General features: G+C 67.0%; 13 protein-coding genes and 1 riboswitch. Of the genes, 7 read left to right on the forward strand and 6 right to left on the reverse strand.

Features of this window, described 5'->3' with window-relative positions:
- Positions 1-205 precede the first annotated feature (205 nt).
- Both ACYVN4_RS01380 and trhA read right to left on the reverse strand, forming a co-directional pair.
- On the reverse strand, positions 206-1,777 hold the full coding sequence (locus tag ACYVN4_RS01380) for an adenylate/guanylate cyclase domain-containing protein (protein WP_460717375.1): 1,572 nt from the start codon (positions 1,775-1,777) through the stop codon (positions 206-208).
- A gap of 73 nt (positions 1,778-1,850) precedes the next feature.
- Positions 1,851-2,474, reverse strand: a complete 624-nt coding sequence (gene trhA / locus ACYVN4_RS01385; protein ID WP_460718322.1) for a PAQR family membrane homeostasis protein TrhA — start codon at positions 2,472-2,474, stop codon at positions 1,851-1,853.
- Between the two features lie 226 nt (positions 2,475-2,700).
- Between trhA and ACYVN4_RS01390 the strand changes: the two genes are divergently transcribed.
- Entirely contained in the window at positions 2,701-3,480 is a 780-nt protein-coding gene (locus ACYVN4_RS01390; protein ID WP_460717376.1) for an isoprenyl transferase, read from the forward strand.
- Between the two features lie 80 nt (positions 3,481-3,560).
- Complete coding sequence (locus ACYVN4_RS01395) at positions 3,561-4,166, forward strand: hypothetical protein (protein ID WP_460717377.1); 606 nt, start codon at positions 3,561-3,563, stop codon at positions 4,164-4,166.
- A 16-nt stretch (positions 4,167-4,182) separates the two neighbouring features.
- Here ACYVN4_RS01395 and coaA read toward each other — a convergent pair whose 3' ends face one another.
- Positions 4,183-5,115 (reverse strand): type I pantothenate kinase, encoded by a 933-nt coding sequence (gene coaA / locus ACYVN4_RS01400; protein WP_379362585.1) that lies wholly within the window; start codon positions 5,113-5,115, stop codon positions 4,183-4,185.
- Positions 5,116-5,373: 258 nt separating this feature from the next.
- Between coaA and ACYVN4_RS01405 the strand changes: the two genes are divergently transcribed.
- On the forward strand, positions 5,374-6,570 hold the full coding sequence (locus ACYVN4_RS01405) for a DUF885 domain-containing protein (RefSeq protein WP_460717378.1): 1,197 nt from the start codon (positions 5,374-5,376) through the stop codon (positions 6,568-6,570).
- Between the two features lie 26 nt (positions 6,571-6,596).
- A riboswitch (ZMP/ZTP riboswitch) is annotated at positions 6,597-6,681 on the forward strand.
- 102 nt (positions 6,682-6,783) lie between these two features.
- On the forward strand, positions 6,784-8,079 hold the full coding sequence (glyA, locus tag ACYVN4_RS01410) for a serine hydroxymethyltransferase (protein WP_460718323.1): 1,296 nt from the start codon (positions 6,784-6,786) through the stop codon (positions 8,077-8,079).
- Positions 8,080-8,153: 74 nt separating this feature from the next.
- On the opposite strand, the gene ACYVN4_RS01415 is transcribed toward glyA, so the two are convergent.
- From ACYVN4_RS01415 to ACYVN4_RS01425, 3 genes are all read right to left on the reverse strand, one after another.
- On the reverse strand, positions 8,154-9,020 hold the full coding sequence (locus ACYVN4_RS01415; protein WP_460717379.1) for a pirin family protein: 867 nt from the start codon (positions 9,018-9,020) through the stop codon (positions 8,154-8,156).
- A 100-nt stretch (positions 9,021-9,120) separates the two neighbouring features.
- Positions 9,121-9,429 carry a glutaredoxin domain-containing protein gene (locus tag ACYVN4_RS01420; protein WP_460717380.1) on the reverse strand — a complete coding sequence of 103 codons (309 nt, stop codon included), beginning with the start codon at positions 9,427-9,429 and terminating at the stop codon, positions 9,121-9,123.
- Positions 9,430-9,475: 46 nt separating this feature from the next.
- Positions 9,476-9,748 (reverse strand): hypothetical protein, encoded by a 273-nt coding sequence (locus ACYVN4_RS01425; protein ID WP_460717381.1) that lies wholly within the window; start codon positions 9,746-9,748, stop codon positions 9,476-9,478.
- Positions 9,749-9,770: 22 nt separating this feature from the next.
- On the opposite strand from ACYVN4_RS01425, the gene ACYVN4_RS01430 reads away from it, so the two are divergent.
- The 3 genes from ACYVN4_RS01430 to ACYVN4_RS01440 all read left to right on the forward strand — a co-directional run bounded on the left by ACYVN4_RS01430 (position 9,771) and on the right by ACYVN4_RS01440 (position 12,463).
- A complete protein-coding gene (locus tag ACYVN4_RS01430) occupies positions 9,771-10,157 on the forward strand; it encodes a DUF488 domain-containing protein (protein WP_460717383.1) in 387 nt (128 codons plus the stop codon).
- Positions 10,158-10,442: 285 nt separating this feature from the next.
- Entirely contained in the window at positions 10,443-11,789 is a 1,347-nt protein-coding gene (locus ACYVN4_RS01435; RefSeq protein ID WP_460718324.1) for a PhoH family protein, read from the forward strand.
- A 161-nt stretch (positions 11,790-11,950) separates the two neighbouring features.
- Positions 11,951-12,463 carry an LGFP repeat-containing protein gene (locus tag ACYVN4_RS01440; protein ID WP_460717384.1) on the forward strand — a complete coding sequence of 171 codons (513 nt, stop codon included), beginning with the start codon at positions 11,951-11,953 and terminating at the stop codon, positions 12,461-12,463.
- Positions 12,464-12,493: the final 30 nt, after the last annotated feature.

A 12,493-nucleotide genomic window follows, 5' to 3' on the forward strand; every position in this document is an offset into this window, starting at 1 on the left:
CCCGAATCCCCCGCAAGTACCACATCCACCCAGTCCCCGAGTACGACACCGCAATTCGCCGTCCCCACCCTGATCTCGGTGGGTTAATGCGTTGCTGCGGGGGAGGGGGCGGACCTACAGTCCGGGGGTGTTCAGATCAGCGTTGTCAGTGGGAAATTGCCAGGTCCGAGCGGGTGCGCGGATGAACCTGAAGCGGCTTGGGTGATCAGCGATCGGCGGCCTGGTCGGCCGCGGGTGCCTGGGGTTGGGGTGCGGCCTGCGGCGGGGCGGCCTGCGGGGCATTGCCGTTGCGGCGGGGTGGGGACGGGACGTCGGTCCAGCTGGGCGTCGGCTCTTTGCGGCCGCGGAGCTGGAGAGTGTCGAGGTGGGTCCACTTCGTGCGCTCGGCGTCGCAGGCGGCATCGATGACGGCCTGACTGGCGAGGATGCGGCGGGGGACGCGCTTCGCCTCGGTGGTCAGGCGGGCGGCCTCGTTCACGGCATCGCCGATGACGGTGAATTCCAGACGGGTGTCGGTGCCGACGTCACCGGCGAAGACCAGCCCGCGCGCGATGCCGATGCCCACGTCGAGTTCGGCGAGCGCGGCCACCTCGTCGCGGATGCGGCGGGCGGCAAGCAGCGCGGGGGTGGCATTGTCGTCCAGCGCGATGGGCGCGCCGAAAATGCACAGTGCCGCATCGCCTTCGAACTTGTTGACCAGGCCGTGGTTGTCCTCGGTCGCGGCCACCACGGTGGACAGCAGCCGGTTCAGTTTGGCCACGAAGTCGTGCGGCGCGAGCTCGGTGGCCATGGCGACCGAACCGGTCACATCCACGAAAAGCGCCGTCACGACCCGCATATCACCGGTCAAGCTCGTGGTGCCGGAGAGGGCTCGCTCGGCCACCTCCTCGCCGACGTGCCGCCCGAACACGGTCCGCATGCGTTCGCGCTCACTGAGATTGGCGGCGAGTTCGTTGACGGAATGTTCGAGCCGCCCGATCTCGCTGGTGCTGCCGATCGGCACCCGCACCTCGAGGTCGCCCTTCGCGATCCGGTCGAGAGCGTCGCGCAGCGTATGCATCGGGGTGGCCACGGCCCGGGCCAGCGCGGCCGTCGCCACCGAGCCCGCCGACAGCCCGACGAGGGCCAGATAGATGGCGGTGCGAATGCGATCGTGGGTGCCGGAGGTGGGGTCGGCGAGCACGGTGATCAACATGAACAGCGGCACCGCGCCCGTCACCGCGAAGGTGACCAGCACCCGCGCCAGCACCGTATTGCTCCAGTGCGCGGAACCCTCGAGCACCTCGGCGACCACCGGAATCGTCGGCCGGATAAGGCGATCCACGATCAGGAAGGTCAGGGCCGCCGACTCCAGCCCGCCGAGGGTGAACATCGACAGCACGACCGGGAAGCTGCGCTGTTCGGTGGCGTGCGCGAAGATCGCGGCCGCCACGATCACGCCCGGCAGCCAGATGGCCAGGGCCCGAAGCGTAATGGAGAGCGGCAGGTGCAGCAGTCGCCGCGCTTCCGCCTCGCTCGGTGGGCGGCGCTGGTCGAGCCAGCTGAAGTAGTGCGTCCGATCTCGGATCGCCAGTGCGATGCCGACGAGTGCGCCGATGGTCGGATAGATCGAGACCTGCACGAAGGTCGACATCCACTCGCTGCCGATTCGGCTCAGGAAGCCCGAGAGCCACAGCTCGATGGTGATCACCGCGAGGCCGCCGAGGTTGCACGCCATGACCACGGCCGACAGCCCGCCTCGCGCCCGCAGCGCCCACAGGATGAGTCTGCTGGTCACGTCGCAGACTTTAGAGACCTTTGGGCCCGGATTGCACGTTTGTGGGCAATTACTCGGGGATCAACTTCCGAGATCAGCTCAGCAACACCAGCCAGATCGCGATGTAGTGGCACAGCGCCGCGACCACCGTTGCGGCATGGAAGAACTCGTGATGCCCGAACACCTCCGGCCACGGGTCCGGCCAGCGCGAGGCGTAGAGGATGCCGCCCACGCTGTACGCGATACCGCCCGCGAGCAGCAGCAGCACCGGAGTCCAGCCGACATGGCTGATCAGCGTCCCGGCCACCGGCACGATGGCCCAGCCCAGCAGCAGATACAGCGGCACCCCGACCCAGCGAGGCGCGGTGGGCCACAGCATCTTCAGCGTCACCCCGCCCAGCGCTCCCGCCCAGACCACGGCCAGCAGGATCGTCCCGGCCTGCCCTCGCACACCCAGGAGTGCGAACGGTGTGTAGCTGCCCGCGATAAACAAAAAAATCATGCTGTGATCAGCGCGTTTCATCCAAGTGCGCGCCCGGACGGTCTTCCAGTGCACCCGGTGATAGGTCGCGCTGACCCCGAACACCCCGCACACGGTGATCCCGTACACCAGCGTCGACCACGCCGCCGTCGCTGAGATCGAGGTGGCCTTGGTGACGAGCACGACCACCGCGATGGCGGCCACACCCACGGCCCAGGCATGGATCCACCCGCGCATGCGGGGCTTGATCGGTGCGGGTTCGGTGGGGATCGATTCGAGGACGTCCGCCACCGGGGCGGAGGTCGGCACAGCGTCGGACATAAGTTCCTCCTCGGTAACCTACGGTACCGTAGGTTGCGGCGTCCGGGCCCGTCGAGTGGGTGTCGTCACGAAGTGTGCCCGGTGTTTCGCTCTTGTGTCCCGGTCGCTCCGCGCTTCGCTGCGGGAGCGTAGGGTTGCGGCCGTGAAGCTTGCGGTTCAGGTGCGTGGACTCCCATATCGCATATATGAGGCGCGGCTGGCCAAGCAGCTGGCGGACAAACAACACCCCAGGCATGTCGCCGTGATGTGTGACGGCAACCGACGCTGGGCGCGCGAGAACGGGTTCAGCGATATCAGCCACGGCCATCGGGTCGGTGCGCTGAAGATCGCCGAGCTGGTCGGCTGGTGCGGCGATTCGGGCATCGAGATGGTGACCCTCTACCTGCTCTCCACCGAGAACCTGCGCCGCGACTCCGACGAGTTGACGACCCTCTTCGAGGTCATCACCGATGTCGTCGACGAACTGTCTGCGCCGGAACAGGATTGGAGCGTCCGCATCGTCGGTGCGCTCGATCAATTGCCCTCCGAGATGGCCCGGCGGCTGAGCGAGGCGGCCAAGAGCACCGAGGGCCGCACCGGTGTGCACGTGAACGTCGCCATCGGTTACGGCGGCCGCCAGGAGATCGCCGACGCGGTGCGCTCGCTGGTCCGCCAGGAGATGGACGCCGGGGAGACCGGCGAGGACCTGGTCCAGTCCATCACCGTGGACGCCATCGGCCAGCACCTCTACACCTCCGGCCAGCCCGACCCGGACCTCGTCATCCGTACTTCCGGCGAGCAGCGGCTGTCGGGATTCCTGTTGTGGCAGAGCGCGTATTCGGAGATCTGGTTCACCGAGGCGTACTGGCCGGAGTTCCGGCGCGTGGATTTCCTGCGGGCGCTGCGTGATTACGCGGCCCGGCATCGCCGCTTCGGGGTCTAGAACACGGCGAACCAACGGTTCCGTTGCAGTGCAACCGCTTCCGGGTTCGCCAAGTCCTTGCTCGCGTACCGTCGGATCACATGAGCGAGCTGTACGAGGGGCAGGGTGGCCCCGCGGAAACCCAGGTCGTGGCGGTGCCGTACCTCAGCTATGAGGAGTTCGGCCGTCGGTTCCTGGAGTATGCCGCCTCCGCCGATCGCATTGCCGGGGCGTTCGAGAAGCTCACCGGGGAGGCGTTCGAATTCGGGCCGATCGGGGCGGGGCCGGGCAAGCTCGCGAAACTTTCCGCCACCGTGCGATTGGGGCAGCCGCGGCTCAATCGCGAAGTGGGCGACATTATTTCGTTCGATCTGGTGATACCGCTCAAGGTCGATCTGCTCATCGATCTGGCGGTGGATCGCTACCCGTTCCGGGTGGACGGCACCATTCACCTGCATCTGACCGTGCGGACCGCCGAACCGTTGCGCGTGCTCATCGAGATCGCCGAGCCGCAGCCGAGCAATGTGCGCATCAATGTGGCCAGCGCGACGCGGCGCGGGGAGCTACTACGCATCCTGGCCAGCGTCGATCATGAGATTCGCCGCTTCGTGGCGCGCTACATCGCCACCGAGATTCGCAAGCCGAACATCCAGGCTGCCACCGATATCGATGTCGGTGGCCGCCTCGATGCTGCTTGGAAACTCTAGCGGCCGCTTGGAAGCTCTAGAGCTTGCGCAGTCGCAGCCGGTTGATGGTGTGGTCGGAGTCCTTGCGCAGCACCAGCGTCGCGCGCGGCCGCGTCGGCAGGATGTTCTCCACCAGGTTCGGCCGGTTGATGTTGTGCCAGATCTCCTTGGCCTGGTTGACCGCTTCCTGCTCGTTGAAGTTCGCGTAGTGGTGGAAGTGCGAATCCGGGTTCTGGAAGGCGGTCTGCTGCAGCGACAGGAACCGCTGCACGTACCAGTTCTCGATGTCCTCGATGCGGGCGTCGACATAGACCGAGAAGTCGAACAGGTCCGACACCATCAGACGCGGACCGGTCTGCAGCACATTGAGGCCCTCGACAATGAGAATGTCGGGCTGGCGCACGCAGTGGTATTCGCCGGGCATGATGTCGTACTGCAGGTGCGAGTACACGGGCGCGCAGACCTCGTGCGCACCGGATTTCACCTCGGTGACGAAGCGCAGCAGCTTGCGCCGGTCGTAGGACTCCGGGAAGCCCTTGCGGTGCATGATGCCGCGGCGGGTGAGTTCGGCTGTCGGGTACAGGAATCCGTCGGTGGTGACCAGATCGACCCGCGGATGGTGGTCCCAGCGCGCCAGCAGCGCCTGCAGCACACGTGCGGTGGTGGACTTGCCGACCGCGACCGAGCCCGCCACGCCGATGACGAACGGCACCTGACGGTCGGGGTGGGTCTCGCCGAGGAAGGTGGCGGTGGCGGCGAACAACCGCTGTCGCGCCGCGACCTGCAGGTGGATGAGACGGGCCAGTGGCAGATAGACCTCGGCGACCTCCTCGAGGTCGATCTGTTCGCCGAGGCCGCGCAGGCCGATCAGTTCTTCCTCGGTGAGCACCAGGGGAGTCGACTTACGCAGGGTGCGCCACTGCTTGCGGTCGAATTCCACGTAGGGGCTGGGCTCGCTCATCCGTGCCATTACTCGGGTCCCCACATTCGCGCGCCACGACAACAGCTCTCGGAAAGCCGCATCGTCGCCGTGCCCGGCGATCCGGCCAACACTCCACGCATAGCCGAATTGTGCTCGGCTCCAACATCGGGGTGAACACCAGGTGTTGCTACTCGCCGGTAACCGGAGTGGGATGGGCCACATCACAGTAGCCGGGCGTGTCCGGTGAGCCTGCGCGACAGGCTGATCCGGGCCGCTGACCGGCATTCGATCGCATAGGGTCGAGGCATGGCAGCGCATCCACTCGTGACCGATTATCTGCGGCTGGGACTGGCCTTCGACCGGCTCGAAGAAGGGTTCGTCGACGCGTTCACCGGCGATCCGGCCCTACGGCGTGAAGTCGAGAACGCGCCCGCGCCGGACCCACGCGATCTCGCGCATCGAGCGGCCGCGTTGCGCAAGGAACTTCCCGACGCGGGCCTATCCGACGAGCGCACCGAATTCCTGGAGGCGCACCTGCGCGCCCTCGAATGCTCGGGTCGCAAGTTCGCGGGCGAGGACATCTCCTTCATCGACGAGGTGGCCGCCTACTTCGATGTGGATATCGCGCCCGGCGATGTCGAGGACTATCGCGAGGCGCACCGGCTACTCGACGAGACGCTGCCCGGCGAGGGCGAATTGCTCGACCGCATCACCGCGCACCGCCGCCAGGACGAGATTCCGCCCGAGCGGCTGCAGGAATGCGTGGACGCGTTCTCCGGCGCGCTGCGCGAACTCGTGCGCGAGCGGTATCCGCTGCCGGACAACGAGCACGTGGAATACGAAGTGGTGGGGGACAAGCCGTGGTCGGGCTTCAACTACTACCTGGGCAACTATCAGTCCCGGGTCGCCATCAACTCCGACCTCAAGCAGCACATGTCGCAGCTGCCGCATCTGATCGCGCACGAGTCGTACCCGGGACACCACACCGAGCACTGCCGCAAGGAAGCCGGATTGGTGGGTGCCGGCCAGGACGAGCAGACGCTGTTCGTGGTCAACACCCCGCAGTGCTTGATGGCCGAGGGTCTCGCGGACCTGGCGTTGAAGTCGATCGTCGGACCGGGCTGGGGCCGCTGGGCGCAGGAGATCTACGCGGATCTGGGCCTGCGTTTCGATGGCGAACGCGCCGAAAGCATTTCGACGGCGTCCGCGAATCTGCTCGGGGTGCGCCAGGATGCGGCGCTGCTGCTGCACGATCGCCATCGTGATGCCGACGAGGTGGCGGAGTTTCTGCAGCGCTGGAGTCTGGTGACGCCCGAACGGGCCCGGCAGTCCCTGCGCTTCCTGTCTTCGCCGTTGTGGCGGGCCTATATCTCTACCTACGTGGAGGGTTACCGTCTGCTCGGCGGTTGGCTCGATCGCGCGGTGGATGCCGAGGACCGGTCTGAACGTTTCCGTCGCCTGCTCGACGAACCCCTTACGCCGGGGGCGATCCGCCGCATGTGAAAGGCGCGTCGCGCGTCGGGATAGGATGGCCGCACCGCGACTGGCGCACTCGAGGTGGAATCAACCACCGGGAAGCACCGAAGTCCGGCACCGCGCGCCTGGGTGCCTGGCGATCCCCGACAACTTCGGGGTACCCGAAAGCGGAGGTGTGCCATGAGCGACACAACCAACCCCTCGATCGGCGCGGCGGCAGCGGCCAATACACTCGGCGGCGTGACCCAGACGAGCGCCTCTGTCAACAGCCAGTCCCTCGCCGAACTCGATCCCGAGGTCGCCGCCGCGATGGGAGGGGAGCTCGCTCGCCAGCGCGACACCCTCGAGATGATCGCCTCGGAGAACTTCGTGCCGCGCGCGGTGCTGCAGGCGCAGGGCTCGGTGCTGACCAACAAGTACGCCGAGGGCTACCCGGGCCGCCGCTACTACGGCGGCTGCGAGAACGTCGACATCGTCGAGGATCTGGCCCGCGCCCGCGTCACCGAACTCTTCGGCGCGGAGTACGCGAACGTGCAGCCGCATTCGGGTGCGCAGGCCAACGCCGCTGTGCTGCACGCGCTGATGTCCCCGGGCGAGAAGCTGCTCGGCCTGGACCTCGCGCACGGCGGCCACCTCACCCACGGCATGCGCCTGAACTTCTCCGGCAAGCTGTACGAGGTGCACGCCTACGGCGTCTCCAAGGAAGACCACCGCGTCGACATGGACGAGGTGCGCAAGCTCGCCAAGGGGACCCAGCCGAAGGTGATCGTCGCCGGTTGGTCCGCCTACCCGCGGCAGCTGGACTTCGCGGCCTTCCGTGAGATTGCCGACGAGGTCGGCGCGTACCTGTGGGTCGACATGGCGCACTTCGCGGGACTCGTTGCCGCGGGCCTGCATCCGTCCCCCGTGCCGCACGCGCACGTCGTGTCCTCCACCGTGCACAAGACCCTCGGCGGCCCCCGCTCCGGCCTGATCCTGGCCAAGGAGGAGTTCGCCAAGAAGCTGAACTCGGCCGTGTTCCCGGGGCAGCAGGGCGGCCCGCTCATGCACGCCATCGCCGCCAAGGCCGTGGCCTTCAAGATCGCCGGCACCCCCGAGTTCGCGGAACGCCAGGCGCGCACCATCTCCGGTGCCAAGATCCTCGCCGAGCGCCTGACCCAGGCCGACGCCAAGGCCAAGGGCATCACCGTCCTCACCGGCGGCACCGACGTGCACCTGGTCCTGGTCGACCTGCGCAACTCGCAGCTCGACGGCCAGCAGGGCGAGGACCTCCTGCACGAAATCGGAATCACCGTGAACCGCAACGCCGTTCCGTTCGACCCGCGCCCGCCGATGGTCACCTCCGGCCTGCGCATCGGCACCCCGGCCCTGGCCACCCGCGGCTTCGGCGACGCCGAGTTCACCGAGGTCGCCGAGATCATCGCCGCCGCGCTGACCGGCTCCGCCGAGCTGGACTCGCTGCGTCAGCGCGTGGCCAAGCTGGCCCAGGAATTCCCCCTCTACGAGGGCCTGGAGGACTGGCGCCTGCTGGGCTGAGAGCCTGCACGTACGACGAAGCGCCCCTCTCGATCTCATGATCGCGAGGGGCGTTTTCGTTGGGAATGACGGTTTTACAGCCGGGCCAGGCGGGGGATGGGGCCGAACTTGCCGCGGCGGAAGTCCAGGTAGGCCTGTTCGATGTCGTCTCGGGTGCCCATGACGAAGGGGCCGCCGAAGACGATGGATTCGCGAATCGGCCTGCCGGAGAAGACCATCAAGGTGGTGGGGCGATCCGGGTCGGTGCCGACCAATTCCAGGCCGGTCGGGTCGGTGACGTTCATCGGATCCGACCAGGCGACCTGACCGTCCGAGACCCGAGTACCGCCGACGGTGGCATCGCCCTGGATGGCGTAGACGAAGGCGCGGTCCTCGGGGGCGAGGATCGGGGTGTAGCGGCTGCCGGGCTCCAGCGTCACGATGAGACCCGTGATGGGCCACTGGTTTTCGGCCGGGCCGGTGATCTCGGATTGACTGCCGGAGACGACTCGGACGAGGACGCCGGGGGCTTCGATTCGGCCTTGATCGGCCAATCGCAAGTCCTGGTAATGGGTTTCGGTCATGCGCTGGCCGTTGGGGAGGTTCAGCCAGAGCTGCAGCGTGTGTGCGAACTCGTTGTGGTAGGCCAGTTCTCGGTGGATGATGCCGCGACCGGCGGTCATCCACTGGACATCCCCGGGTTCGAGCGCACCGGCGTGGCCGAGGCTGTCGCCGTGTTCCAGCATGCCGTCGAGCACGACGGTCACCGTCTCCAGGCCGCGATGCGGATGCCACTCGAAACCGGGTGTGGAGAACCAGTCTTCGGCCATGAGCAGGAACGGGTCGGTGCGCGTCACGTCATCGGGCGCGATGATCAGCGCATTCTTGTCGACCTGATCGGTCGGCCCGCCCATGGCCTTGGTGCGGACGCGATCGACCTTGCGTGCGACGGCTGCGGTCATGCTCACTCCTCTCATCGGCCGGAGGGCTTCCGGATTTTGGTAGACGCATCAACCAACCGAATAGGGGGAGGGGGTATTCCCGCAGTATGGGAACGCCCGGTCAGAACGCGAAGAACCGCTTCCGTCCACCGGTGAGCGCCGGAGCGTCGGCGCGCACCGTCGCGATCAGCTGCTTCGGATCCGGATTCACCCAACTCCGTTCCGTGGAGCCGTCCCGGAACACCACCGTCGGCACGGTCTCGTTCCCATCGGCGACCGAGCGGACGAACGCGGCGGCGTCCGGGTCCTCCCAGATGTTCACTTCCCGGTGCGCGATGCCGTGGCGGTTGAGCGTATTGCGCATCCGTGAGCAGTACGGGCACCCGGGGCGGCGGTAGACGACTAGCTCCGGGACAGCGTCGGCGGTCATATCGGGAGTCTACGTCCGGCGCGAAACCCGCTGCCGGATAACCGAATCAGGCGTGCTTGGCCAGGTAGTCCACGTACATCGGGCGGAGTACCTCGCCGATCTGCCCCTCGCCCGCGTGCACGTAGTCGTCGAGCATGGGCAGGACGTACTTGATGTCGGCCTCGCTCTCGCCGATATCTCCGGCGGCGGCCTCGGCGGCCGGGATGGACTTCAGCAGCTCCCACAGGAACTTGATATCGCCGCGCCGGGCCGCGAGCTTCACGGCGCGGTCGTGCAATTCCTTGGTGGACAGGGTCTGCAGATCCGGAGTTTCGGCCATGACGTCGACTGTAATGGAGGGCATGACAGCGCAACCGAACTACCGGGTCAAGCGCGTGTACGAGGCCCCCGACGCGGATGACGGCCGCCGCGTCCTGGTCGATCGGCTCTGGCCGCGCGGCATCAGCAAACAGGCGGCGGAGATAGACGAGTGGGCCAAGGATGTGACCCCCACTACGGAGCTCCGCACATGGTTTCATGCCGATCCACTGACACGCCGTGCCGAGTTCGAACGGAGGTATCGAATCGAACTCGCCGACGACGAGCATCGGGAGGGTTTGGCGCGTTTGCGTCAGGAGGCCGCCGAGGGCCCGTTGACCCTGGTCACGGCAACAAAGGACCCCGAGCACAGCCACCTCCCGGTACTGCTCGATGAATTACGCGAAACACGCAGAGCGGACAGGCGTTAACGCGATCTTCACCAATGTGCCCGACAGTCGGGCAGCCGGATCGCGATTTCGCCGGTAGCGTCGGGAGTGCGGGCCGCGTAGGTGTGGCTCGTACGGGAGGTCCTGATCGTGACTGAGCAACTCAGTGCGAGGGGGCCGGCACCCGGCCCTCGGGTCGCAAGACCCCAAGGCTGACCGGCCCAGCGAGAACGCTCGCGCGGTGTCGCGCGAGTGGCAAAGGAGCCCACCGTGACTGATGCACGCTCCGTCATTGCTCCCGCCCGGGACGCAGGCACTCAGCAGAGCCTGCCCACCAAAACGCAGGGAGTTCGCGCCTCGCAATCGTCCGAATCCGGACCGGCGAAAACATTTGTTGTCGATACGTCGGTGTTGCTGTCCGACCCCTGGGCCCTGATCCGCTTCGGCGAGCACCATGTGGTGCTGCCGCTGGTGGTCATCAGCGAACTCGAGGCCAAACGCCACCACCACGAACTCGGCTGGTTCGCGCGCGAGGCGCTGCGCATGCTCGACGACATGCGTTTGGCGCACGGTCGGCTCGATCAGCGGGTGTCGGTCGGCACCCAGGGCGGAACACTCCAGGTGGAGTTGAACCACACCGACCCCACGGTATTGCCCGCCGGATTCCGCACGGACAGTAACGATTCCCGCATCCTGGCCTGCGCACTCAACCTGGCTGCCGAAGGGCAGCGGGTGGTGCTGGTGTCCAAGGACATTCCACTGCGCGTCAAGGCGAGCGCGGTGGGCCTGCGGGCCGAGGAGTACCACGCGCAGGACGTGGTCACCTCCGGATGGACCGGCATGGTGGAGCTCGAAGTCGACACCAGCATCGTCGACAAGCTCTACGCCGAGTCGATCATCGATCTCGATGAGGCACGGGACATGCTCTGCCACACCGGGATCCGGATGCTCAGCCCGCGCGGCAGCGCGCTGGCGCGAGTGACTCCGGACAAGCGGGTGCAACTGGTGCGCGGCGACCGCGAAGCCTTCGGGCTGCACGGCCGCTCGGCCGAACAGCGGATCGCACTGGATCTGCTGCTCGACGAGAGCATCGGCATCATCTCGCTCGGCGGCCGGGCCGGCACCGGTAAATCGGCGCTCGCGCTGACCGCCGGACTCGAAGCCGTGCTGGAACGGCGCACGCATCGAAAGGTGGTGGTGTTCCGTCCGCTGTATGCGGTGGGTGGACAGGAGCTCGGCTATCTGCCGGGCTCCGAAGCCGACAAGATGGGGCCGTGGGCGCAGGCCGTCTTCGACACCCTCGAGGGGCTGGCCAGCCCCGAGGTGATGGAGGAGGTGCAGGCGCGCGGCATGCTGGAAGTGCTGCCGCTCACCCACATTCGCGGACGCTCGCTGCACGACTCCTTCGTGATCGTGGACGAGGCCCAGTCGCTGGAACGCAATGTGCTGCTCACGGTGCTGAGCCGATTGGGCAGCGGGTCGCGGGTGGTGCTCACCCACGACGTCGCCCAGCGCGACAACCTGCGGGTCGGACGGCACGACGGCGTGGCCGCCGTGATCGAAAAGCTCAAGGGCCACCCGTTGTTCGCGCACGTCACCCTCACCCGCAGTGAGCGCTCGCCGATCGCGGCGCTGGTGACCGAGATGCTGGAGGAGTTCGGGCCCAACTCCTGAGGCCCCTTGGTAAGTAGGACCCGCCCGGCCGGAGAGCGACTCGCCCTCCGGCCGGGCGATCTTCTGGCGTGTGTTTCAGTTCCCCGGCGGCGGGGTAGTTTTCGGTGAAATTACCAGCTCGGCCGCACTTTCTTGAAGGAAACACCGTTGGGAGGATGGAAATGAACCACTTCGCTCGACGCACGGCTGGCATCATCGCGGCGCTCGCGGTCGTGACCGCGCTCGGCGCGGGTTGCGACAAGAACAAGGACAGCAACTCGGCGTCCGCCACGACCACCACCACGGCGGCCGCGGCGGCGGAAACCACCACCGCCGAAACCAAGATCTCCACTCCGAACGGCGAAATCACGCTCAGCGGAGCCATTCTCGACAAGTACAACCAGATGGGCGGCGCCACCAGCCCGCTCGGCATGCCCACCGGCGCGGCCAAGGAAGCGCCCGACGGCGGCTGGGTCCAGGAATTCGACGGCGGCGCCGTCTACGCCAGCTCCGCGCACGGCACCCACGTGGTGTGGGGCGAAATCCGCAAGGCGTGGGAGGACAACGGCGGCGCCAGCGGCAAACTCGGCTACCCGACCAGCGACGAGTACGACATCGCGGGCGGCAAGCAGAGCGACTTCAGCGGCGGCTCCATCACCTGGACCGACAACAAGACCACGGTCACCGAGAAGTAGCGGGCCCGGGTTCGGGGCGCTCCCTCATCG

It is taken from the genome of Nocardia heshunensis (assembly GCF_054782115.1).

Coding starts and splice junctions, on each gene's coding strand:
- trhA (WP_460718322.1), bottom strand. CDS start 2,474: ATGCGCGGGTGGATCCATGCCTGGGCCGTGGGTGTGGCCGCCATCGCG.
- ACYVN4_RS01395 (WP_460717377.1), top strand. CDS start 3,561: ATGAGCGAGCTGTACGAGGGGCAGGGTGGCCCCGCGGAAACCCAGGTC.
- coaA (WP_379362585.1), bottom strand. CDS start 5,115: ATGGCACGGATGAGCGAGCCCAGCCCCTACGTGGAATTCGACCGCAAG.
- ACYVN4_RS01405 (WP_460717378.1), top strand. CDS start 5,374: ATGGCAGCGCATCCACTCGTGACCGATTATCTGCGGCTGGGACTGGCC.
- ACYVN4_RS01415 (WP_460717379.1), bottom strand. CDS start 9,020: ATGACCGCAGCCGTCGCACGCAAGGTCGATCGCGTCCGCACCAAGGCC.
- ACYVN4_RS01420 (WP_460717380.1), bottom strand. CDS start 9,429: ATGACCGCCGACGCTGTCCCGGAGCTAGTCGTCTACCGCCGCCCCGGG.
- ACYVN4_RS01425 (WP_460717381.1), bottom strand. CDS start 9,748: ATGGCCGAAACTCCGGATCTGCAGACCCTGTCCACCAAGGAATTGCAC.
- ACYVN4_RS01430 (WP_460717383.1), top strand. CDS start 9,771: ATGACAGCGCAACCGAACTACCGGGTCAAGCGCGTGTACGAGGCCCCC.
- ACYVN4_RS01440 (WP_460717384.1), top strand. CDS start 11,951: ATGAACCACTTCGCTCGACGCACGGCTGGCATCATCGCGGCGCTCGCG.